We start from the raw sequence: 22,942 nt of genomic DNA, 5'->3' as shown, positions 1-22,942 counted from the left end.
AAGGATAAAAGCATGCAGCAACCAAATGTGCTACAGCACACTTTGCGCGTCCGATAAGAAGCGCGGCGCTGTCGTTTCTCGCGGCAGGGCCGGTTATTGCCCGCCACTTATTTTGGCGGCTTTCCGCCGCTCAGGAAACGAAGAAGCTAGAGAGTCCTTGGCCGGCGGCAAGGGCCACATAGGCGAGAACGGCGAAATAGATCGTGGTCGCGATAAGGAAAAGATAGCCCCCGGCCACCATCAGGCCGTCGCGCTGGATGATGCCCAGCGAAAGCAGCAGAATCGCGATGCCGGGCAGCGTGTTCGACAGCGGGATCAGCCCGAGCGGAAACATCAGCAGCACACCGCCGGCCATGATCATCAGCCCGTTGAAGCGGTTCATGACGACGCCCTGCGTCAGGAAGCGCAGTCTCGGCCGCACGAAGCGATCGAGCTTGGAGACGAGCGCGGCTCCCTTTTTGAGCGTCGGCACGAGCTTTTCGGTTTCGATCTGCCGATCAAGGATGCGTTGCGGCAGCCAGGGCAGCCGATTGAGGGTGATCGCCAGCGAGATAAGGATGATTGCCGCGCCGAACACGGTGCTGACGCCCGGAATCGAAACGGGAATCAAAAACGGTAGCGTCAGAAGCGCGCAAAGCAGCAGAAAGCCGTGCTCGCCGATTCCGATCATAAGCTCGCGCAGCGTGATCGTACTGCCTCTGATCGAGGCGATCATGTCGTTCAGCGTGTCGCTGAGACTGCGTTCCGTGTCGCCGAACTCGATCGCCATGCTGTCGTCCCCGCGTATCTGACCCTTGCAGCGCCGTGCGTCTTTTCAGACGCACAAAGGTCGCTGTAGCGCTCTAATTTGCTGCATGGCTTTGTCCTTGAATCGGTTCCGATTAAGGAACCATGCAGTGGCCCCGTATAGCACGGGCATGTGAAGGATCGGTTAGCGGGTGCTCTGGACAGCAATGTGGCGGCGGCCGGCCATTTTATCGGGCTGCCGCGACCGTTGCCGGCGTGCAACATAAAGCTGCATTCCGCCGGTTGCAGTGCGAACGGAATGCCTCTTCATCTTCCTGCCTTAATCGATAGTATGAAGCATTTCGAGCACCAATGGGGACAATCGATTCGATGATCAAGAAATGCGCCATCCTGGCCATTGCGGCCGTTTACCTTTCCGGATGCACCACCACCGATCCCTACACGGGCGAGCAGAAGATGTCGAATACGGCAGGCGGTGCGCTGATCGGTGCGGGCCTTGGCGCCGCAACCGGCCTTCTGGTCGGCGGCAGTGCCGCGGGGCGGCGTGATGCCGCGCTTGTCGGCGCCGGTATCGGCGCGCTCGGCGGCGGCCTCATCGGTAACTACATGGACCAGCAGGAAGCGGAACTGCGTGCCCAGCTGCAGGGCACCGGCGTTTCGGTCACGCGTGCGGGCGACCGCATCATCCTCAACATGCCGTCGAACATCACCTTTGCGACCGATCGCGATCAGGTAATCCCGCCCTTCTACCCGACGCTCGATTCTGTCGCGGTCGTGCTGCGCAAGTTCAACCGGACGCTGATCGACGTCGACGGCCACACCGATTCGACCGGCAGCGCCGCCCACAACCAGGGTCTCTCCGAGCGCCGCGCAGCTTCGGTTGCCAACTATCTCGGCAGCCGCGGCATCGACCAGCGGCGCATCTCTACCATGGGCTATGGCATGGAACGGCCGATCGCATCGAATGCCACCGAGGCGGGCCGTGCGCAAAACCGCCGCGTCGAAATCTCGATCGCCCCGATCAAGCAGGGCTGACCCGCAAGATCACAGATACGACAAGGGGCCGCCGGTATGCCGGGCGACCCCTTTTCTTTAAGCGGCAACGCAGACGCATCAAAATCGATAGCGAAGCAGGCGCCCCATCGGCGGCAGCATCGGCGTTGCCTCGAGCATCTGGAGCGCGATCTGCGCAGGGGGCGACATACGCGCCGCCTCGGCCCCGCTCCAGTTGCAGCGGTCCTCCACGAGCGCCAGGCCCGGTACCTGCCGCTCGAGTTCCGCCGGGTCGTCGATTGCCCAATGAAGGTCGGCGCCGGTCGCGCGGATCGCGGGGTTGAAGTTCAGCAGCCAGATCATCAGCCGGCTATAGGCATCGAAGGCGATCTCGCCGAGCGGCAAATGGCCGACGAGCCGACGCAGAAGCAGCGGCACCTCATTCTGCTCCAGATAGGGTAGCACCCCCTCGGCAACGATCATCGCCGGCCTATCGGCTGGACATTGGCAAAGCCACGTTTCACTGGTGATCGAAGCCGCAATCATCGCGTAGTTCTCTCGACAGGGGTAAAGACGCCGCCTGAACGCGATGACGTCCGGAAAATCGACATCGAACCAACGCACAGGCGGCTGTGGATCGAGGCGAAAGACGCGGCTGTCGAGACCGCAACCGAGATGCAGCACGGTCGCATCAGGGTGCCGGTCGAGAAAGGCTTCGGTCCAGCGATCGAGCAAATAGGCCCGCGTGGCGATCGCGATCGTCGTGTCGTGACCGACCTTCAGGTGCGTAAGATCCTCGCCGATGCGGGCGAGCGCGGCGGCGGCGAAATGGTCGTGGAGGAGAGAGTCGGGCATGACGCTCTCCTCCGCCTTCGCCTGAAGCGTGATCAGCGGCGTCGCCTTGACGCCAGTGAAGCAACTCCTTGGCGCCATGGCTCTCTCCGGCGACATCGATGGGGGATGCTTTCCGACCACCTTCGCAGAAGTCCTTGCATAATCGCCGCGCGCGCCTGCCGCGACGTTCGAGTTCCTGACTCTAATGCATTTCTTGGTTCTGTATATGTCGGTTTGCGCTTGCGCTGCGGGCAGAGGCAATGCCCAAGGCCGGTGCCAGTGCGAAGAGCCCAAAGAGCCAGATCGCGGCCGAGGAGGCGCCCTGCGCCGTGCCCTCGCCAATGCCGGCCAAGTTGGCTGTCATGCCGGCAAGCGCGGCGCCGAGCGATGCGGCGAAGAGCTGGATCGTCGTGATCGACGCTGCCGCCTTTTCCTCTTCGCCAACGGGCGCCGCGGCATAGACCGCCGTGACGATGTGCGGCCAGGCGAGCCCGATGCCGAAGCCGACTGCAGCGATCCCGAGGCATAGCGGCACCGCGATCGCGGCGAAGCCAGCCGAGATGATAGGCATGAAAGCGGCGATCGTCAGGAGGCCGGCAAGGCCGAAGAACGGGCCGGCGGTAATGGTCTTGCGAGCGCGGCCGCCCTCCCAATGGGCGCTCGTCATCGAGCCGGCCGTCCAGCCGAGCGCCATCAGCGCGGCGATATAACCGGCAACGAGGGGAGACCGCCCGTGCAGTTCCTGCAACAGATAGGGCACGTAAATCTCCGGCTGCATGCCGATCATCGCCAATGCAATGGTCGCATAGAGCGCCGCGAGCGGCGAGCGAGGGCTGAGCGTGCCCTGCGGCAACAGCCGCCCCGCCGCGCGGCGCTCGCTTGCGACGAGCACTGCAAAGAGAACGAGCGCGGCACTGACGCCGGCGATCTGTTCGGCAGTCGCCGTAAGGGTTCCGCTCACCGAAAGCACCAGGACGATGCCGATGAGAAGCGTGAGCTGTGTCAGCGGCAGCGGACCGCGCGCGCCCGATGTCGTTCGCGGCAGAGTCGAGAGGGCGAGGATCGCGAGCACCGCCGTCAGGGGCAGCAGCGACCAGAAGGCAGCCCGCCACGCGCCATATTCGGCAAACACGCCGCCGACGGCCGGGCCGACGAGCGTCGCCGTGCCCCAAGTGGCGGATATGAGCCCGATCGCGCGGGCCCAGAGTGTGGCTGGGAAGACCATGCGGATGACGCCATAGGCGAGCGCGTAGAGAAGCCCGCCGCCGAAGCCCTGGATCGCGCGGCCGCCAAGCAGCAACGGCATGACGGGTGCGAGGGCGCATGCGAGCGAGCCAAGTGCGAAGACCAGCGCAGCGACGGCATAGGCGCCGCCGGCGCCGGCCCGAGCGAGCAGCCGCGCCGAAAGCGCCGCACCGAGAATGGACGCGGCAACGAAAAGTGTCGTGCTCCACGCATAATAGTCGAGCCCGCCGATGTCCCGCACGACGGAGGGCATGACGGTCGTGACGATATAGATATTGAGCGCATGCAGCGCGACGCCGCCGCTGAGCACAAGCGAATGGATGGCGTTTCCGCCGGAGAAAAGGGTGAGCCAGCCGGCATCGGATGCGGCCGCGGCGTTCTTGGTCTTGTCGAGCATGTGGAGCCTCGTTGATCGGCGACCGTGTCAATGAACGGTTGCGTCGTCAAGATGAGTGAGCTTGTCCGGATTGCGGACGATGAAGATGTCGGCGACCCGGCCGTCGTGGTCGTAGCCGAAGGAAACCGTCGCGGCGACATCGTCGCCATCGCCCCTAAGGACGATGCCGCGTCCGCCGTTGAGCTCCGCGGTTTCCCACCGGTAGTGCGACCAGTATTCGGTCAGGCGCTCGGCGATGAAGGCCATGACGGTCTCCTTGCCGGAAAGGATGCCGAGCACGGTCGCGGCTTTGCCGCCTCCGTCGGCGGTGAGCTTCACGTCGGCCGAGAGCAGCGCCGAAAGACCGGCGATGTCGCCGCCGTGAATGGCGTCGCGGAAGGCGCCGAGGAGTTCGTCCTGCCGTTCGCGCGGTGTCGCATGTCGGGTCTGGACCACACCGATATTGGATTTCGCGCGTGAGACCAGTTTGCGGGCGGCTGTCTCCTGCATGCCGAGCGTTTCGGCAATCTCGTCATAGGGTTGGCCGAAAATCTCATGCAACAGATAGGCAGCCCGCTCCTTGGGCGTCAGCCGTTCGAGCATCAGCAGGAATGCGGTCGTGAGCGAGGAGGTGAGCGCAAGCTTCTCCTCCACGTTGTCGTCGCTTGCGGTGTGGATCGGTTCCGGCAGCCACGCGCCGACATAGTCGACGCGTTTGCGGTGGGCGGATTTGAGCAGATCGAGGCAGCGGCGGGTGCAGGCGGTGGTGAGCCAGGCGGCCGGACTTTCGATCGCGGAAAGATCGGCCGCCTGCCATTTAAGAAACGTGTCCTGCACCGCATCCTCGGCATCGGCACGCGAACCCAGAATGCGGTAGGCGAGGCCGAGGAGGCGCGGCCGCGCCTCCTCGAACATGCCGCTCTTGTCGTTGCGAACCATGTCAGTGCCTCGAAATCTGGATACGGTTCCAAAGATTGATCATCGCCACGGTCGAGGTGATGACGCTGATCTCGTTGTCGCTGAAGTGCTCGCGAAGCCGAGCACGCAGAGTTGCGAAATCCGTCCGTGGTTCGAGTTCCGTCAAAGCCTCGGTCCAGGCGAGGGCGGCCTTTTCGCGCGCGGAGAAATCGCCGACCTGGTCCCAGACGATAATGCGGTCGAGCCGTTCGCTCGTCTCGCCGTCGGCACGGGCTTCCTTCGTATGCATCTTCACGCAGAAGCCGCAACGGTTGATCTGCGAGGCGCGAAGCTGGACGAGGTGGTGGATCGTCCGGTCGAGGCCGTGGCTGTCCATTTTCGTGTGCACGTCGGCAAGCGCGGCGAGCACATCCGGGATTTCCTGTTCGTAACGCACGGCTTTGATGTCGGTCATGGTCTCTCTCCATTGTTGGGGGTCAATTGATGCTTTCGATCAGTTGACGATTGACCGTGGACGCCTGTGACGTGCCGCTGCGATTTTTTCGGAAAGTTAGCCGCTCCTGCATGTATCCTTAAATCGTATCCGATTTAAGGATAAAAACATGCAGCAATTCAAAGTGCTACAGCGTCCTTGCGCGTCTGATCAGACGCGCGGCGCTGTAGGCGGATAGGCGTGTTCGTTTCCGCGGAAATCGGTGACGGTGTAGCAGCCGCCCCCTTCCGCAGCGATCGTGCTTGCGCTGATGACGGCCTTGCCGTAGCCGCCGGGGATGTCGAGGATATAGGTCGGCTGGCAAAGGCCGGAAATGCGGCCGCGAAGTGCGGCGACGAGCTTCTGCCCCTCCTCGATCGACAGCCGGAAATGGCCGGTGCCAGGGGCGAGATCGGGGTGATGCAGGTAATAGGGCTTGATCCGCGTTTCGACGAAGGCGCGCATCAGTTCCGCGAGCACGGTCGCATCGTCGTTGACGCCCTTGAGCAGCACCGACTGGCTGACCATGACGATGCCCGCGTCGATAAGGCGGGCCGAAGCGGCACGCGCCTCGGGCGTCAGCTCGCGCGGGTGATTGGCGTGGAGCGCCACATAGGTCGCCTTGCCGCTCGCCTTCAACGCCGCGACGAGGTCGGCATCGATGCGCTCCGGTTCGACGACGGGCACGCGTGTGTGGAAGCGGACGATCCTGACATGGTCTATCGCGCCGAGCCGCTCCATGATTTCGCTGAGCCGACGGGGCGAAAGCACCAGTGGATCGCCGCCGGTGAGGATCACCTCCCAGATTTCGGAATGGTCCGCAATGTAAGCGATCGCAGCGTCGAGCTCGGCAGGCGTCAACGTGCCGAGCCCCTGTGGCCCGACCATCTCGCGGCGGAAACAGAAGCGGCAATAGACCGGGCACACGTGCACCGCCTTGAGCAGCACGCGGTCGGGATAGCGGTGGACGATCCCGGTAACCGGGCTGCGCGAACCGTCGCCGATCGGATCGGCGCGCTCTTCCGGCGTGAGCGTCAGCTCGGCCGCGTCCGGCACGAACTGCCGGGCGATGGGGTCGCTCTTGTCCTGACGGTCGATGAGATCTGCAATGGCGGGACTGATCGAAACGGCATAGCGCGACGCAACACGCGATACCGTCTCTTCGTCCGCCGGCGCGATAAGGCCGGCGTCGATGAGCTCGCGCGCCGTTTTGATGGGGCGCCCGGCGGTCATGCGTTTGCCTCCGCGACCGGTGCCCACAGCACCTGATCGATGCGCGAAGCCCCCGTCGCTAGCATCACCAGGCGATCGAAGCCGAGAGCGATGCCGCTCGCCTCAGGCATGATGGCGAGAGCCGACAGGAAGTCTTCGTCGAGCGGATAGGTTTCGCCATAGACGCGCGCCTTCTCCGCCATTTCGAGTTCGAAGCGGCGGCGCTGCTCGGCGGCATCCGTCAGTTCGCCGAAGGCATTGGCAAGCTCGACGCCGCAGGCATAGAGCTCGAACCGTTCGGCGACGCGGCGGTCTCGCGCCGCCGGCCTGGCGAGCGCCGCCTCGGCGGTCGGATATTCGTCGAGGATCGTCGGCCGGCCGAAACCGAGATTGGGCTCGACCTTTTCCACGAGCACACGGCTGAAGAGGTCAGCCCAGGTGTCGTCGTCGGCAACGCGCAAGCCCGAAATCCTCATGGCCGCGGCTAGCCGGTCGCGATCCGTCGCGCCGTCCCCGGCGATCGAGGCGAGCAGGTCGATGCCCGCAAAGCGCTCGAAGGCTTCGGCCAGGGAAAGCCTCTCCGGCTCGAGAAACGGGTCGGTGGTCCTGCCGTGATAGGAGAGGGATCGTGTGCCTGTCGTCTCGGCGGCGAGCGCGAGGATTTGCGCGCAGTCGCGCATCAGCGCCTCGTAGCTCTCGCCGGCGCGGTACCATTCGAGCATGGTGAATTCGGGATGGTGCAGCGGTCCGCGCTCCCGGTTGCGGTAGACATGGGCAAAACAGGCGATGCGCTTTTCGCCCGCGGCAAGCAGTTTCTTGCAGGCGAATTCCGGCGAGGTGTGGAGATAAAGCGGCTGGGCGACGCCGTCATGGCCAAGCGCCTGCGTTGCAAAGGCATGAAGATGGGCTTCATTGCCCGGGGACGCCTGCAGACTCGCCGTATCGACCTCGATGAAGTCCCGTTCGTCGAAGTAACGCCGCAGCGCCGATTGGATCCGGTTGCGCCCGATCAGAAATGGGCGCCGGTCGGCATGGACATCAGGTGTCCACCAGGGAGAAGCATGCGGCATGATCAATCGGTCCAACTTTCTTCGCGTGCCAAGTTTCGCGTGCCAGTTTCTTCGCGTGAATGCCGTCGCAGGCTGGCTATTTCCACGAAATTAGGGTACTTGCGGCGCGAAATCCTAGTTTTCGCGTCCTGCAGGGCCGGGTTTCCCGGCTCGCCGTGTCGCGCATACCTCTGTTACAAGGAAGACTAATGGTCAAGGTCATCGCTTCTTCTGTCCGCAAGGGCAACGTTCTCGACGTCGACGGTAAGCTCTATGTCGTGCTTACCGCACAGAACTTCCATCCGGGCAAGGGCACGCCGGTCACCCAGGTCGACATGCGCCGCATTTCCGACGGCGTGAAGGTTTCCGAGCGCTACCGCACGACCGAGCAGGTCGAGCGCGCTTTCGTCGAAGACCGCGAACACACGTTCCTCTACGAAGACGGCGAAGGGTTCCATTTCATGAACCCGGAAACCTACGACCAGCTCGTCATGTCGGCCGAAGACATCGGCGATTTGAAGGCCTATTTGCAGGAAGGCATGGCTGTGATGCTGTCGATCCACGAGGGCCTCGCGATCGCGATTGACCTGCCGCGTCACGTCGTCCTCGAAATCACCGAGACCGAGCCGGTCGTTAAGGGCCAGACGGCTTCTTCTTCCTACAAGCCGGCGGTTCTCTCAAACGGCGTGCGGACGCTCGTGCCGCCGCACATCCAGGCCGGCACCCGCGTCGTCATCGCGACGGAAGATGGCTCCTACGTCGAGCGCGCCAAGGACTGATTGAAGTCCTACAACGTCGTGCGTCTCAGATGCGCAAAGGACGCTGTAGCGCTTTGAGTTGCTGCATGTTTTATCCTCAAATCGGCTACGATTTAAGAAAACATGCAGCAGGCGGGAAATCGAACGGGGGACGGCGGTCGCTGACTGCCGTCCCCGTTTTCGTTTCATATCCGGCTCTTATACCTGCAAATAGGGCGCGCATTTTGTCGCGCCGATGCTAGGATGCCGCCGTCCGGAGCGGGGGCGCGACGCAAGGTGGCTTTCCAACTGCACCCTCGCACTCATGGCGATCCTATCACGCGAGGTCCTGCATGTTTCCACTGTCGCATATGATGAAGTCCTTTATCCGTAAGGGTCGCCTGACGGTGATCGATGCCGATGGCAAACGCCACGTCTTCTCCGGCGAGCCCGGGCCACACGTGACGATGCGGCTGACGGACAAGCGGCTTTATCGCAGCCTCGTCTTCAACGCCGAGCTCGCCGCCGGCGAAGCCTATATGGATGGCACGATGCGCTTCGAGGAGGGCTCGACGCTTCGGGATTTCCTTACGCTGTTCTCGATCAACCGGCTCTCGCTCGGTTCCTATCCGATCCAGAAGGTGTTGCGCGCGATCAAGATGCGTTTCCGCAAGCGCCAGCAGGCAAACCCCAAGGGTAAGGCCCAGCAAAACGTCGCTCATCACTACGACCTTGGCAACGATTTCTACAAGCTCTTCCTTGACGAGAACATGCTCTATTCCTGCGCCTATTTCCGCTCGCCCGACGAGACGCTGGAGGCGGCGCAGCGCAACAAGCTCAGGCTGCTCGCGGCGAAACTCTGCCTGAAGCCGGGCATGAGGGTGCTCGACATCGGCTGCGGCTGGGGCGATCTGGCGCTCTACCTGGCGGCGCTCGAGAATGTCGAGGTTCTGGGAGTGACGCTTTCGAAGGAGCAACAGGCGCTCGCTTCCGAGCGGGCTCGCAAGGCGGGCATGGCCGATCGCGTACGTTTTGAATTGAAGGATTACCGCGACGTTCAGGGCCCATTCGATCGCATCGTCTCGGTCGGCATGTTCGAGCATGTCGGTGTTCACCACTACGACGAGTTCTTCAAGAAGCTGAATGCGTTGATGCCGGATGACGGGCTCGCCGTGCTGCACTCGATCGGGCACATGAGCCCGCCCGGCATGGCAAGCCCGTGGCTGCGCAAATACATCTTCCCCGGCGCCTATTCGCCGGCGCTTTCCGAAGTCTTCTCGGTTGTCGAGCAAAACAGCCTGTGGGTGACCGATCTGGAATTCCTGCGCGTGCACTATGCGACGACGCTGGCGCACTGGGGCAAGCGCTTCGAGGAAAAGCGCGACGAGGTGATCGCGATGTACGACGAGCGCTTCGCCAGGATGTGGGAGTTCTACTTGATCAGCGCGGAGATGATGTTCCGCACCGGCAGCCAGCTCGTCTTCCATATGCAGCTTTCGCGTTCGCGCGACGCCGCCCCGATCGTGCGCGACTACATCACCGATCAGCAGCGCGCCTATCTCGACCAGGAAAAGGCGCTCAGCCTCGTGATCTGAGCGCGGCGCATCCGGTCGATCCCCGGTCTCCCTTGCTTGCGCATCAAGTTTGCCCCTCACCCCAGTCCCCTCGCCGCAATTGCGGGCAGGGGGGACTGACGCCGGCGCGGCCTGCCCCTTCTCCCCGTGAGCGGGGCGAAGGTCGCGGCATCGGGGTGAGGGGCGTTGCTGTGCCGTAAGGCTCGCCGCTCCGCGCCTTGACGCTCCATGTTCCGCTCTCTATTTTTAGAATCATTCTAAAGAAGGTCTTGAGAAGGTCTTGCCAATGTTTTCCCGCCTTTTCTCCCGTTTCAAGCGTCCGTTTCTTTCTTTAAGCGAGCAGGAAATCCTCGCGCTGGCGATTTCCTCCGAGGAGGACGACGGTCGCATCTATCTCGCCTATGCGGATGCGCTGCGCGAAAAATACCCGCATTCCGCCAGGGTCTTCGAGGAGATGGCGGAAGAGGAAAGCCATCATCGCCAGGCCTTGATCGATCTGCATGTCGCCCGTTTCGGCAATCGCATCCCGTTGATCCGGCGCGAACACGTGCGCGACTTCCCGGAGCGCAAGCCCGATTGGCTGATCGCCGAGATGCCGATCGAAAAGGCGCGCGACGAGGCGGAAGCAATGGAGGAGACGGCTCACCGTTTCTATGTCGAGGCGGCCGCGCGAACGCAGGATGCGGCGACGCGCAAGTTGCTCGGCGACCTGGCAATTGCCGAGAAATCGCATGAATCGCTCGCCCGCCGGCTTGGCGAGAAGCACACGCCCGAAGACGTGCGCGCCGAGGAAGAGCAGACGTCGCGCCGGCAGTTCATCCTCACTTACGTACAGCCGGGCCTTGCCGGCCTGATGGACGGATCGGTCTCGACGCTGGCGCCGATCTTTGCCGCCGCCTTCGCAACCCAGGACACGTGGCAGACCTTTCTAGTCGGCCTTTCGGCCTCGGTCGGCGCCGGCATTTCGATGGGTTTCACCGAGGCCGCCCATGACGACGGCAAGCTTTCCGGGCGCGGCTCGCCGATCAAGCGCGGACTTGCCTCGGGCATTATGACGGCGCTCGGGGGGCTTGGCCACGCGCTGCCCTATCTGATCCCGCACTTCTGGACGGCGACGGTGACGGCGGCCGCGATCGTCTTCGTCGAGCTTTGGGCGATCGCCTTCATCCAGAACCGTTATATGGAAACGCCATTCCTGAGGGCGGCGTTCCAGGTCGTCCTCGGTGGCAGTCTGGTGCTCGCCGCCGGCGTCCTCATCGGCAACGCCTGATGCATGTCGCCCAGAAGTGCGCAGCGGTTTTGGGATAACGACATGCATCGAAAAGGCATGAACAAGCATGTCGCCCAAAAGTGCGCAGCGCCGAAAAAACGACATAAAAAAGGGCCGCAAACCGGCCCTTTTTGATAACTCGCGCTGCGCCTTGGTCAGTTGCCGACCGAGCCGACCACGATCTCGCCGCTGTTGTCGATGGTCACCCAGCGGCCGCTGTTATAGGACGCCTGGCGCTTGAGATAGTGATAGGGCGTCTGTGTCCAGAGCCTCACCCTGTTTTCGAGATTGTCGAGGATAAAGTCGCCCTGCGCGGTGCGGACCGTCAGGACCGCATGGCCCTCGCCATCAGGCTTGCGCACGACGGTCATCAGCAACTGGCTGGCAGAAAAGCCTCGTTTCATCAGCCGGCGGCGCTTTTCGAGCGCGAAGTCTTCACAATCGCCGGTTGCGCCTGGATAGGACCAGACCTCGTCCCTGCCGAAAACCTGCTGGTCGGTCACGGGCGTGATCTCGCGGTTGACCTGAGCATTGACCTGTCGGATGACGGCCCAGCCCCGGTCGGTGACACGCGGCGCGACGGTGGTCTTGGACCGCGCACCGCATTCACCGCGATGCTTCTGGCAAAACTCGTAATGCCCGATCGGCTGGGAGGTTGCCGAGCCGGTCTGCATCCATGGAGAGGGTCCCGCCTGGGCGGGAATTGCCGTGTTTGCTGAAATGAAAACTGCGCAGAAAGCCGCAATGCTTGCCTTAACCCCGGTCCAAGACGCCATACAGATCCCCTGTGACGCGGCGAGCCCGGTTTATTTCCGGATCGATCCGCGCAATCAAAAGTTGCCGACAGCTTTTGTAGGATTTTTCCCCTGCGCTGCTCTAATCGTTAACAAAGAGTTAATATTGTCGGCGTGTCGGAGTCAATCATCTGATTCGGCCTAGTCCGTCTTATGGTTAAAATGGCGACAGAAGGACGCAGAAATCTCTGCGGCATAGCGACTTGGCCTATGTCTTCCGAAGTGATTTGAGACCTTTTGGCTAGTCCAAGTGGCCTAGCCGCGCGTTCAGGCTTGCGTCAGCATGGCGCCGATCGCCTGTTTCAATTTGGCAATATCCTCGTCGCGCGACAGCCGATGGTCGCCATCGCGAATGAGGGTCATCACGACATCGTCGGCCGGCATATGCTCCATCAGCTTCAGCGCATGGGCATAGGGCACATCGGGATCACGCATGCCCTGGAGGATATGGACAGGGCAGCCCGTTTCGACCGGCCCCAAAAGCACGCGATTGGCGCGGCCGTCTTCGATCAGCGCCCGCGTATAGATGTTGGGCTCGGGACTGTATTGCGACGGCTCCTCGAAATAGCCGCGTTCGGCAAGCGAGGTTTTCTCGGCTTCGGTGAGATTGGGTTCGATGAGTTCCGCCGTGAAGTCCGGGGCGGGAGCGATCAGCACGAGTCCTGCGACGCGGCCCGTCTCGCCGCGCCGTTTGAGTTCCTGAACGAGTCGTAAGGCGACCCAGCCGCCCATCGAGGAGCCGATGAGGATCAGGCGCGATGCCGGCGCGGCGTGGTCGATGACGGCAAGGCTTTCTTCGATCCAGCGCGAGATCGTGCCGTCCCGGAAATCGCCGCCGGAGGAGCCGTGGCCAGAATAGTCGAAACGGATGCAGTCGGTTCCGGCCGCGCGGGCATAGTGCTCGACCTCGACGGCCTTCGTGCCGGTCATGTCGGAGCGATAGCCGCCGAGCCACACAAGCGCGGGGTGCTGAGAGCGCGGCTCCGTGCGAAAGACCCGCATGGCGATCGAGCGCGTGGAAGCACCGCTGCCCACCTCGATCCGCGTGATTTCCGTTTCGGCTGGCGCTGTTGACATCGGATTTCCTCTTGAAAGACGGCGGGGCGGCAGATTCCTTCTAAAACAGATTCGCCTATGCTTCGACAGAGGGTGATTTTCCTTGCGAGCCATGCTATTGACTCTGGCGCCGCAATTCACACATTGCCGTCAGTGACAGTTTCAAGCGCTTCGTTTGAGATCGCGCTGACCGTTCAAGCAGACCATATGTACGTCAATAGCTCGAGGAGAGTACGACCATTCGCAGACCGTTCAAAGCGGACGCCCCGGTTAAAGAGGGGCCGCGCTCAAACAAGGAGATCCGGGTCCCCCGGGTTCAGCTTATCGATGCCGAAGGCCAGAATATCGGCGTCGTTCCGATCGACCAGGCACTCCGCATGGCGGATGAAGCCGGTCTTGATCTGGTAGAGATCGCACCGAATTCAGAACCGCCAGTGTGCAAGATTCTCGATCTGGGCAAGCTGAAATACGCGAACCAGAAGAAGGCCGCCGAAGCGCGCAAGAAGCAAAAGATCGTCGAGATCAAAGAAATCAAGATGCGTCCGAACATCGACACCCATGATTATGAGGTGAAGATGAAGGCGATGAATCGCTTCTTCGAGGAAGGCGACAAGGTCAAGGTGACGCTGAAGTTCCGCGGTCGCGAAATGGCCCACCAGGAACTCGGCATGAAGCTTCTGTTGCAGGTGAAGGATGACACCCAGGCGATCGCCAAGGTGGAAGCCGAGCCGAAGCTCGAGGGCCGCCAGATGATGATGGTGCTCGCGCCGAAGTGATCGGCGCCCACCGATCATGAATATGACGGGAAGCCGCCGCTGAGGCGGCTTTTTGTTTGACGGGCATCGCCCCCCGCAGGCTGGCTGCCGAGCCAAGCGACACGGGCTTCGAGTCGCACCCGGCTCCTTCGTTTGCCCGCTTGCGTTTTTCAGGGCGTACGGTTATAAGCCCCCGTCCGAACGGTCCGGCAGGGCATGCCGTGGCCGTTCTTAACGCTGGAAACGGGCTTCGTCTGCCTGTTTCGCACAATTTAAGAACAATGGAGTAGCAAAATGCCCAAGATGAAGACGAAATCGTCTGCCAAGAAGCGGTTCAAAGTCACCGCTACCGGCAAGGTTAGAGCTGCTGCTGCTGGCAAGCGCCACGGCATGATCAAACGGTCCAACAAGTTCATTCGCGACGCGCGCGGAACCATGGTTCTCGCCGAAGCTGACGGCAAAAAGGTCGTCAAGAACTATCTGCCGAACGGTCTCTGAGACGTCGGGCATATTGGATACTTAAGGAGATCATGACATGGCACGTGTAAAACGCGGTGTGACCGCCCACGCCAAGCACAAGAAGACGCTCAAGGCCGCCAAGGGCTTCTACGGCCGCCGCAAGAACACCATTCGCGCCGCCAAGGCCGCAGTGGATCGTTCCAAGCAGTACGCCTACCGCGACCGCAAGGTTAACAAGCGCAACTTCCGCGCTCTCTGGATCCAACGCATCAACGCTGCCGTCCGCGAGCACGGCCTGACCTATGGCCGTTTCATCGACGGTCTCAACAAGGCCGGCATCGAAGTCGACCGCAAGGTTCTGTCCGACATGGCAATCCATGAGACGGCAGCATTCGGCGCGCTCGTCGAAGCCGCCAAGAAGGCGCTTGCCTATCTCAAGGAAGCCGGCACGACAAACGAGTTTGAAAGCGCTGTCCGTTAAGCCAGCGTTTTCCCAAGACCGTTTCTGAAATTGTTGGGAAACCCGCGCTGGCAGGGCTGGCGCGGGTTTTTTCTTTTTTCGGCTTGCCAGCCATGGTCGCAGCCACGGTCGATCTCTCCGACCGACGTTGGGCGCGATCACATTGCTGAAGAATTGAACACCGATATACCGAACCATTCCCGCATCGAGGCAGGACAGAATGAGCGAACTGGAAACATTGGAACGGATTTTGCTGGCGGAAATCGATGCCGCCGCCGACGAGGGAGCGATCGAGGCGGTGCGCGTCGGCGCGCTCGGCAAGAAGGGCTCCATTTCCGAACTCTTGAAGACGCTCGGCACGATGTCGCCGGAGGAGCGCCAGACTCGCGGCGCCCGGATCAATGCGCTGAAGAACACAGTGACCGAAGCGATCTCCGCCCGGAAGCTCGCCTTGAAGGATGCGGCGATCGCCGAGCGGCTGGCACGTGAGGCGGTGGACATCAGCCTGCCCGTCCGTTCCTCGCCGGCCGAGCGCGGCCGCATCCATCCGATCAGCCAGATCGTCGACGAGATCACCGCGATCTTCGGCGACATGGGCTTCTCGATCGCCGAAGGGCCGGACATCGAAACGGACTACTATAACTTCACGGCGCTGAATTTCCCCGAAGGCCATCCGGCCCGCGAGATGCACGACACCTTCTTCTTCCAGCCGGATGAGAAAGGCGAGCGCAAGGTGCTGCGCACGCACACCTCGCCGGTGCAAATTCGCACGATGGAGGCTGAGCAGCCGCCGATCCGCATCATCATCCCCGGCAAGACCTACCGGCAGGACTCGGACGCCACCCATTCGCCGATGTTCCACCAGGTCGAGGGTCTGGTGATCGACAAGACGGCGAATGTCGCCAACATGCGCTGGGTGCTGGAAGAGTTCTGCAAGGCGTTCTTCGAAGTGGACCAGGTGACGATGCGGTTCCGCCCGTCCTTCTTCCCCTTCACCGAGCCGTCCTTCGAGGTCGATATCCAGTGCGACCGTTCCGGCCCGATCGTCAAGTTCGGCGAAGGCACGGACTGGATGGAAATCCTCGGCTGCGGCATGGTCCATCCGAACGTGCTGCGCGCCGGCGGTCTCGATCCGGACGAGTATCAGGGCTTTGCCTGGGGTATGGGCCTCGACCGCATCGCCATGCTGAAATACGGCATGCCGGACCTGCGCGACTTCTTCAACGCCGACGTCCGCTGGATGACCCATTACGGCTTCCGCCCACTCGACATGCCGACGCTGTTCGGCGGCCTCTCCGCTTGATCGCGCGCTGATATTTTTGGGACACAGGTGAAAACATGAAATTCACGCTTTCCTGGCTGAAGGACCATCTGGAAACCGACGCCTCGCTCGAGGAAATCTGCGCCCGCCTGACGATGATCGGGCTGGAAGTCGAGGATGTCGACGACAAGGCGGCGTTCAAGCCCTTTGTCATCGCGAAAGTGGTCTCCGCCGAGCAGCACCCGAACGCCGACAAGCTGAAGGTGCTGATGGTCGACACCGGCAACGGCCAGCCGGTTCAGGTCGTCTGCGGCGCACCGAATGCGCGCAAGGGCCTTATCGGCGCCTTCGCTGCCCCCGGCACCTACGTGCCTGGCATCGATGTCACGCTTTCCGTCGGCAATATCCGCGGCGTCGAAAGCCGCGGCATGATGTGCTCGGAAAAGGAATTGGAGATTTCCGACGACCACACCGGCATCATCGATCTGCCGGAGGATGCTCCGATCGGCACGAGCTATGCGGCTTATGCCGGGCTCGACGATCCGGTCATCGAGATAAATCTGACGCCGAACCGGCCGGATTGCACAAGCGTTCACGGCATCGCCCGCGATCTCGCCGCTTCCGGCCTCGGCACATTGAAAGCGCAACCGGCACCGTCCTTCGCGGTCGAAGGCGAAACGCCGGTCAAGGTGAGACTCGATCTCGGCGAGGACAAGCATCTCTGCCCCGGCTTCGCGCTCCGCCTTGTGCGCGGCGTCACGAATGGCCCGAGCCCGGCCTGGATGCGCCAGCGATTGAACGCCATCGGGCTCCGGCCGATCAACGCGCTCGTCGACATCACCAACTACCTGACCTTCGACCAGGGCCGGCCGCTGCACGTCTTCGATGCCGCCAAGGTCACCGGCAACCTCAGGGTTCGCCGGGCGAAGGAGGGCGAGAAGGTGCTGGCGCTCGACACGCGCGAATATACGCTGTCGCCGGCCAATGTGGTGATTGCCGACGAGGATGGCATCGAGTCGATCGGCGGCATCATGGGCGGCGAGCACTCCGGCTGCGACGAGAACACGACCGATGTGCTGATCGAATCCGCTCTCTGGGATCCGATGAACATCGCCAAGACCGGCCGCACCCTCGGCATCATCACCGATGCGCGTTATCGTTTCGAGCGCGGCGTCGATCCGGAATACATGGTGCCGGGCGTGGAGCGGGCCACGGAGCTGGTGCTGCAGTTCTGCGGTGGAACGGCCGCCAGGCTGGATGTGGTCGGCTATGAGGGACATACGCCCAAGGTGGTCGACTTCCCGGTCTCGGAGGTGAAGCGGCTGACCGGCCTCGAGGTCTCCACCGAAGAAAGTGTCGCGATCCTGACGAAGCTCGGCTTTGGCGTGGAGGGCTCCGGCGAGCGCTTCCGCGTTACCGTGCCCTCCTGGCGCCCGGACGTGGACGGCAAGGCGGATCTCGTCGAGGAAGTCATGCGCATTCATGGCGTCGACAACATCCTTGCGGCGCCGCTCGAAAGCCACAACGTCGTTAACGGCAAGATCCTAACGACGCTGCAGATCCGCACGCGCCAGGCCAAACGCGCGCTTGCAAGCCGCGGCATGCTCGAAGCGGTCACCTGGTCTTTCATCTCGCAGGAGCAGGCGAAGCTCTTCGGCGGCGGCCAACCGGCGCTGAAACTCGCCAATCCGATCGCCGCCGACATGTCCGACATGCGGCCCTCGCTGCTGCCGGGGCTGCTCACCGCTGCGCAGCGCAATGCCGACAAGGGCTATGGCGACGTCGCGATCTTCGAGGTCTCCGGGACCTACGAAGGCGACACGCCGGAAGCCCAGCGCCGTGTAGCCGGCGGTGTCCGCCGCGGTACGGCGTCGCTGAACGGTGCCGGCCGGCTCTGGTCGAATGCGGCGAAGGGCGGCGGCAAGCCGGTCGATGTCTTCGACGCCAAGGCCGATGCCATCGCCGTGCTTGAGGCGTGCGGCGTGCCGATGGGCAATGTCCACTTCGAGGCCGGCGGCCCGACCTGGTATCACCCCGGCCGCTCCGGCACGATCAAGCTCGGTCCGAAGATCGTTCTCGGCAGCTTCGGCGAGTTTCATCCGAAGACGCTCGATGCCCTCGACGTATCGGGGGGCCTTTGCGGTTTTGAGGTCTATATCGACGCGATGCCCGAGCCGAAGAAGAAGGCAACGCGCACCAAGCCGGCGCTGGAGCTTTCGCCGTTCCAGGCGGTCAAGCGCGACTTCGCCTTCGTCGTCGACAAGGCGGTCGAGGCGGCTGCGATCCTCAGGGCCGCCTCCGGTGCCGACCGCAAGCTGGTGACCGGAGTCAACGTCTTCGACGTGTTCGAGGGAGCATCCCTTGGCGAGGGCAAGAAGTCGGTGGCGATCGAGGTAACGATCCAGCCGGTCGAACGTACGCTGACCGACGAGGATTTCGAGGCGCTGACTTCGAAGATCATCGCCAACGTGGCGAAGAGCACCGGCGGCGTGCTCCGCGCCTGATGAAAGAGGGAGGCCGCTGCCAGCAGCGGCCTTTCCGTGCGTTCAGCTCCCGGTCTGCCGCGATCTGACGTGATCAGCCCACCGGCTGCATCAACTCTATCCGGTTACCAAACGGGTCGCTGACATACCAGCGGACGAATCCCGCAAGTGGCTCATCTTCCGTTGCTTCAAATCCGGCCGCCTCGAGCCGTGAGATCAGTGCGAGAAGGTTGTCGACGATGAAGGCGGGGTGCGCCTTGCGGGCGGGCGAAAACTGCTTCTCCACGCCGAGATGGATCTTGAGGCCCGCTCGGTGGAACCAGCAGCCGCCACGCTGGGAAAGATTCGATGGTTTCGGCACCTCCGGAATGCCGAGAAGGTCGGCATAGAAACGGCGAGCTTCAGCTTCGCCACCCTCCGGCATCGCGAGTTGCACGTGATCAATCCCGATCACCGTTCCAGCGCCCGACATTCGCACGTCTGCACAAGCACTCATGAATGGACGTGCCAGACCTTGTTGACGATCAGCCACCGTCCGTCGACTTTCAGCAGCGACAGGTAATCCGTATAGCGTGAGCCGGCGAATTCATCGACGACCTTCACGCTCGCCGCGTCGCCGGTGATGTGGATCACCTCCACGTCCATGAGAGGCTGCCTTTCCGGTGGTGCCGAGCCTTCCTTCAGGATCGCTGCTATGAAGGCGTCGCGGGTCAGCCACTCGATGGCCCCCTCATAATTACCGACGATCGAGGCGTTCGGGTGAAAGGCCTTGCGCAGCGCCGCCTCGTTGGCGAAGGCCATGCCGTCGACATAGAGGTGGACTACTGCGCTGATCGCCTGCTCTTCGGACATTCCTCATCCTCCTTCTTTCCTGCATGATTCCTTAAATCGGCATCGATTTAAGGACAAAATCATGCAGCAATTCAAAGTGCTACAGCGACCCTAGATCACGATGATTTTAGGTCTGATCGACCTAAAATCATAAACGTGATCGATTCTAATAAGTTAGCGCGGGATGCGGGCGGAAAACCGTACACACTTTTCCTCATCCCGCGCTAGCGCGTCCGATTGGACGCGCGGCGCTGTAGGCCGACTGCACTATAGGTAGGGCATCGCAGGCGAAATGCGATGCCTTCCCGCGTGCCGGAGTGTCCGGGAGGCAAATGCGTCTTACCGGTTCGTCAGAGCCAGCGAAGCTTCGGTGTAGCGCTTGCCGGCAACAAGGGCCGGCGACAGGATCTCGGCGAGTTTGTTCAGCTCGGCGTCGGAAAGCACGATATCCGCGGCGGCAACATTCTCTTCCAGATGCCGGATCTTGCGGGCGCCCGGAATCGGCACGATGAAGTCGCCCTGGTTGATGACCCAGGCGAGCGCGAGCTGGGCGGCGGTGACGCCTTTTTCCGCCGCCAGCGTTTCGAGAGTCGAGACCAGAGCGGCGTTTGCGTTCAGGTTTTCTGCCTGGAAGCGCGGCAGCGATCGGCGGAAATCGTCGGCGGCGAGATCATCCACCTTGGCGATCGTGCCGGTCAGCATGCCGCGCCCCAGCGGACTGTAGGGAACGAAGCCGATACCGAGCTCTCGGCAGGTGGCGAGCACCTCCTCTTCCGGGTCGCGCGACCATAGGGAATACTCGCTCTGCACCGCCGCGATCGGGTGGACCGCATGAGCGCGGCGAATGGTGGCGGCACTCGCCTCCGAAAGGCCAAGCGCGCGTACCTTGCCCTCCTTAACGAGTTCAGCCATTGCGCCGACCGTTTCCTCGATCGGGACGTTCGGGTCGACGCGATGCTGGTAATAGAGATCGATGACATCGGTTCCGAGCCGCTTCAACGAGGCTTCGGCGACGGCTCTAGCGTTTTCCGGCCGCCCATCGACACCCTTGATCGCTTCGGCCGCCGGTTTGCCCGGCTCGATGCGGAAGCCGAACTTCGTCGCGATCGTTACCCGGTCGCGCCGGTCCTTCAACCCCTTGCCGAGCAGCTTCTCGTTTTCATAGGGGCCATAAACTTCGGCCGTATCGAAGAAAGTCACACCGAGTTCGACGGCGCGATGGAGCGTGCGGATCGATTCTTGCTCGTCCGCCTCGCCATAGGCGAAGCTCATGCCCATGCAGCCAAGGCCGATGGTAGAGACAGTCAGTTGATTTCCGAGATTGCGGGTTTTCATGTGAGGTCCTTTCAGGCTTGGACACGGGCTGCCGCGCGGGAGGCGGCGTGCGGCTGGCGTCGAAAGAAGCGGATGGCCGTCGTGGCGCACTGTCCGGTCCGACGGCAAGAGGAAGATAGGGCCGCCATGCGCGGCTGAAAATCTCTGTCAATTCTCACGGGTTGTTCTATTATTTCGATCAATGAACCGCACGCAGCTTTCCCAACTCGCCGTCCTCTCCGCCGTCGCCGCGCATGGCAGCTTCCGCGGCGCGGCAAAGGAACTCGGTGTCGCTCCATCCGCCGTCAGCCATGCTGTCGGCAGTCTCGAGGCGAGCCTCGGCGTCCGGCTCCTCTCCCGCACCACACGCAGCGTCGCACCGACGGAAGAAGGGCGGCGGCTCCTGGAACGGCTGCGCCCGGCACTCGACGAAATCGCCCATGCGCTGGAGGCCGCAGCCGAGGCACGCGAGCGCCCCGCAGGGAATCTGCGCATTACCGCGCCGCGCTTTGCGGCCGATCTCATCCTTGCGCCTCGTCTCGGCGCTTTTCTCGATCGCTATCCCGATATCGTTCTGGAGATCGCCAACGAGGACGGCTTCACCGACATTGTCGAACAGGGTTATGACGCTGGCATCAGGCTTGGCGAGAGCCTGGAAGCCGACATGATCGCGGTGAAAGTCGGTCCGGACCTGACAAGCGCTGTGGTCGCCGCGCCGCCCTATTTCGAACGCCACGGGAGACCCGCTCACCCGCGCGATCTCGCCGGGCACCGCTGCATTCGCCGGCGCTTTTCAAACGGCACGCTCTATCGTTGGGAATTCGAGAAGGAGGGGGAGGAGATAACCGTCTCGGTGGCTGGCCCTTTGATACTCGGTGAGGACCGGCCGATCATCAAGGCGGCGCTCGGCGGGGCCGGCCTTGCCTACCTCTTCGAAACGCGCGTGGCTGAATACATTGCCGCGGGCAGACTGGAGCGTGTGCTCGAAGATTGGTGCGCCCCCTATGCCGGCCCCTATCTCTATTATCCCAGCCGTCGCCAGATGCGCCCAGCGCTCAGAGCCTTCATCGATTTCTTCCGGCACGTGGAGTGACGGCGACCGGCGTCTACAGCGCCGCGCGTCTTGTCAGACGCGCAAAGGACGCTGTAGCACTTTGAATTGTTGCATGTTTTTATCCTTAGAGCCCTTCAGGGTTAAATGGAAACAGTTCTGTTGGCTCAAACGGAGTCGGATGGTCGACCGGCCGGCGCGCGGCGTAGCCAAAGCATACGTCCAAGCCGGCCGGCCGATCAGGCGGCCCGTTTCAGCCAACCCGAAGGGCCGGCATCTTTCCGCCAGGCTCAGAGGCGATCGGCTCGGACGTACATCTGGTACGCCCCTTCGCCAATCGCCTCTGCCCTGACGAAAACCTGCTCCGGCAGAACTGCTTCCATTTAACCCTGAAGGGCTCTAAATCGGCTACGATTTAAGGATCATGCAATAGCGCCGGCCGCCACGAACGATCATGCGGCCTTCTTGTTCGCTTGCGCCATGGCGAGTTTCGTCAGCTCCTCGTCGGTCACGAATTCTTCCTTCAGAGTCTTGTCGAGAAGCGATACGGCGTCCTTCAGGCCGATCGTTTGCGCCCAGGTCTTCAAGGTGCCGTAGCGAGCGATCTCGTAATGCTCGACGGACTGCGCGGCGGAGATCAGGCCGGCGTCGAGTGCGGGAGTACCCTTGAACTCCTCCATGATCTCCTCGCCCTCGGCAATAATGCCTTCGATCGCCTCGCAGGTTTTGCCCTGTGCGCGTTTGCCGATCATGTCGAAGACCTGCTGCAGCCGTTCGACATGGGTTTCCGTCTGTTCCCGGTGCTTCTCGAAAGCGGCCTTGAGTTCCGGTGCCTGGGCGCCGCGTGCCATCTTCGGCAGAGCCCTCAGGATCTTTCGCTCGGCGTAATAGATGTCTTTCAGAGTATCGTGGAACAGGTCGTTCAGGTTTTTTTCCTTGGCCATAGTCGGCATCCTTTCGGGTCGTGTTTTTGCGGTAGCGCCAACGAAACACTGTCGAACCGTCTTTGTTCCGGGCAGGCAAATTTGCAGCGTAGCTGTGCTCTTCACGT

General features: G+C 62.3%; 23 protein-coding genes. 10 read left to right on the top strand and 13 right to left on the bottom strand.

Annotated elements, in window-relative coordinates; translation table 11 throughout:
- Positions 1-130: 130 nt before the first annotated feature.
- A complete protein-coding gene (locus PZN02_RS04795; protein WP_280660469.1) occupies positions 131-769 on the bottom strand; it encodes an exopolysaccharide biosynthesis protein in 639 nt (212 codons plus the stop codon).
- Positions 770-1,116: 347 nt separating this feature from the next.
- Between PZN02_RS04795 and PZN02_RS04790 the strand changes: the two genes are divergently transcribed.
- On the top strand, positions 1,117-1,782 hold the full coding sequence (locus tag PZN02_RS04790) for a YiaD family glycine zipper/OmpA-like lipoprotein (RefSeq protein WP_280661386.1): 666 nt from the start codon (positions 1,117-1,119) through the stop codon (positions 1,780-1,782).
- A 78-nt stretch (positions 1,783-1,860) separates the two neighbouring features.
- On the opposite strand, the gene PZN02_RS04785 is transcribed toward PZN02_RS04790, so the two are convergent.
- From PZN02_RS04785 to epmA, 6 genes are all read right to left on the bottom strand, one after another.
- A complete protein-coding gene (locus PZN02_RS04785; protein ID WP_425336270.1) occupies positions 1,861-2,691 on the bottom strand; it encodes a class I SAM-dependent methyltransferase in 831 nt (276 codons plus the stop codon).
- 85 nt (positions 2,692-2,776) lie between these two features.
- The gene (locus PZN02_RS04780) at positions 2,777-4,216 is read right to left on the bottom strand and encodes an MFS transporter (RefSeq protein WP_280660467.1); all 1,440 of its coding nucleotides are present in this window, start codon (positions 4,214-4,216) and stop codon (positions 2,777-2,779) included.
- 27 nt (positions 4,217-4,243) lie between these two features.
- A complete protein-coding gene (sigJ, locus tag PZN02_RS04775) occupies positions 4,244-5,134 on the bottom strand; it encodes an RNA polymerase sigma factor SigJ (RefSeq protein WP_280660466.1) in 891 nt (296 codons plus the stop codon).
- 1 nt (position 5,135) lies between these two features.
- Entirely contained in the window at positions 5,136-5,567 is a 432-nt protein-coding gene (locus PZN02_RS04770) for a carboxymuconolactone decarboxylase family protein (protein WP_280660465.1), read from the bottom strand.
- A 189-nt stretch (positions 5,568-5,756) separates the two neighbouring features.
- Complete coding sequence (locus tag PZN02_RS04765; RefSeq protein ID WP_280660464.1) at positions 5,757-6,818, bottom strand: lysine-2,3-aminomutase-like protein; 1,062 nt, start codon at positions 6,816-6,818, stop codon at positions 5,757-5,759.
- Complete coding sequence (gene epmA, locus PZN02_RS04760) at positions 6,815-7,867, bottom strand: EF-P lysine aminoacylase EpmA (protein WP_280660463.1); 1,053 nt, start codon at positions 7,865-7,867, stop codon at positions 6,815-6,817. Before epmA ends, PZN02_RS04765 begins: the two co-directional genes overlap by 4 nt.
- 188 nt (positions 7,868-8,055) lie before the next feature.
- Between epmA and efp the strand changes: the two genes are divergently transcribed.
- From efp to mbfA, 3 genes are all read left to right on the top strand, one after another.
- Positions 8,056-8,625: an elongation factor P gene (gene efp, locus PZN02_RS04755; RefSeq protein WP_280660462.1), complete on the top strand. Its 570-nt coding sequence runs from the start codon at positions 8,056-8,058 to the stop codon at positions 8,623-8,625.
- Between the two features lie 311 nt (positions 8,626-8,936).
- Positions 8,937-10,178, top strand: a complete 1,242-nt coding sequence (locus PZN02_RS04750) for an SAM-dependent methyltransferase (RefSeq protein WP_280660461.1) — start codon at positions 8,937-8,939, stop codon at positions 10,176-10,178.
- A gap of 265 nt (positions 10,179-10,443) precedes the next feature.
- Positions 10,444-11,427 (top strand): iron exporter MbfA, encoded by a 984-nt coding sequence (gene mbfA, locus PZN02_RS04745; protein WP_280660460.1) that lies wholly within the window; start codon positions 10,444-10,446, stop codon positions 11,425-11,427.
- Positions 11,428-11,582: 155 nt separating this feature from the next.
- On the opposite strand, the gene PZN02_RS04740 is transcribed toward mbfA, so the two are convergent.
- Positions 11,583-12,203, bottom strand: coding sequence for a transglutaminase-like cysteine peptidase (locus PZN02_RS04740; RefSeq protein ID WP_280660459.1), 621 nt, complete (start codon positions 12,201-12,203; stop codon positions 11,583-11,585).
- A 285-nt stretch (positions 12,204-12,488) separates the two neighbouring features.
- Positions 12,489-13,298, bottom strand: a complete 810-nt coding sequence (locus PZN02_RS04735; protein ID WP_280660458.1) for an alpha/beta hydrolase — start codon at positions 13,296-13,298, stop codon at positions 12,489-12,491.
- A 218-nt stretch (positions 13,299-13,516) separates the two neighbouring features.
- Here PZN02_RS04735 and infC point away from each other — a divergent pair, with 218 nt between their 5' ends.
- The 5 genes from infC to pheT all read left to right on the top strand — a co-directional run bounded on the left by infC (position 13,517) and on the right by pheT (position 18,716).
- Complete coding sequence (gene infC, locus PZN02_RS04730) at positions 13,517-14,053, top strand: translation initiation factor IF-3 (RefSeq protein WP_180941375.1); 537 nt, start codon at positions 13,517-13,519, stop codon at positions 14,051-14,053.
- Positions 14,054-14,326: 273 nt separating this feature from the next.
- Positions 14,327-14,530, top strand: a complete 204-nt coding sequence (rpmI, locus tag PZN02_RS04725) for a 50S ribosomal protein L35 (protein ID WP_026613581.1) — start codon at positions 14,327-14,329, stop codon at positions 14,528-14,530.
- Positions 14,531-14,567: 37 nt separating this feature from the next.
- Positions 14,568-14,972 carry a 50S ribosomal protein L20 gene (gene rplT / locus PZN02_RS04720; protein ID WP_280660457.1) on the top strand — a complete coding sequence of 135 codons (405 nt, stop codon included), beginning with the start codon at positions 14,568-14,570 and terminating at the stop codon, positions 14,970-14,972.
- 199 nt (positions 14,973-15,171) lie between these two features.
- Positions 15,172-16,254 (top strand): phenylalanine--tRNA ligase subunit alpha, encoded by a 1,083-nt coding sequence (gene pheS, locus PZN02_RS04715; RefSeq protein ID WP_280660456.1) that lies wholly within the window; start codon positions 15,172-15,174, stop codon positions 16,252-16,254.
- A 35-nt stretch (positions 16,255-16,289) separates the two neighbouring features.
- A complete protein-coding gene (gene pheT / locus PZN02_RS04710; RefSeq protein ID WP_280660455.1) occupies positions 16,290-18,716 on the top strand; it encodes a phenylalanine--tRNA ligase subunit beta in 2,427 nt (808 codons plus the stop codon).
- Between the two features lie 73 nt (positions 18,717-18,789).
- Here the strand turns inward: pheT and PZN02_RS04705 are convergent, their stop codons facing one another.
- The 3 genes from PZN02_RS04705 to PZN02_RS04695 form a co-directional block, all read right to left on the bottom strand.
- Positions 18,790-19,167, bottom strand: coding sequence for a VOC family protein (locus PZN02_RS04705; RefSeq protein ID WP_280660454.1), 378 nt, complete (start codon positions 19,165-19,167; stop codon positions 18,790-18,792).
- Between the two features lie 20 nt (positions 19,168-19,187).
- Positions 19,188-19,547, bottom strand: coding sequence for a nuclear transport factor 2 family protein (locus PZN02_RS04700; protein WP_280660453.1), 360 nt, complete (start codon positions 19,545-19,547; stop codon positions 19,188-19,190).
- 318 nt (positions 19,548-19,865) lie between these two features.
- Complete coding sequence (locus tag PZN02_RS04695) at positions 19,866-20,861, bottom strand: aldo/keto reductase (protein WP_280660452.1); 996 nt, start codon at positions 20,859-20,861, stop codon at positions 19,866-19,868.
- A 181-nt stretch (positions 20,862-21,042) separates the two neighbouring features.
- Here PZN02_RS04695 and PZN02_RS04690 point away from each other — a divergent pair, with 181 nt between their 5' ends.
- The gene (locus PZN02_RS04690) at positions 21,043-21,933 is read left to right on the top strand and encodes a LysR family transcriptional regulator (RefSeq protein ID WP_280660451.1); all 891 of its coding nucleotides are present in this window, start codon (positions 21,043-21,045) and stop codon (positions 21,931-21,933) included.
- A gap of 410 nt (positions 21,934-22,343) precedes the next feature.
- Here the strand turns inward: PZN02_RS04690 and PZN02_RS04685 are convergent, their stop codons facing one another.
- On the bottom strand, positions 22,344-22,835 hold the full coding sequence (locus PZN02_RS04685) for a YciE/YciF ferroxidase family protein (protein ID WP_280660450.1): 492 nt from the start codon (positions 22,833-22,835) through the stop codon (positions 22,344-22,346).
- Between the last annotated feature and the right edge of the window lie 107 nt (positions 22,836-22,942).

It is taken from the genome of Sinorhizobium garamanticum (assembly GCF_029892065.1).
Lineage (GTDB): Bacteria > Pseudomonadota > Alphaproteobacteria > Rhizobiales > Rhizobiaceae > Sinorhizobium > Sinorhizobium garamanticum.
This window is presented reverse-complemented; position numbering and strand designations above follow the sequence as displayed.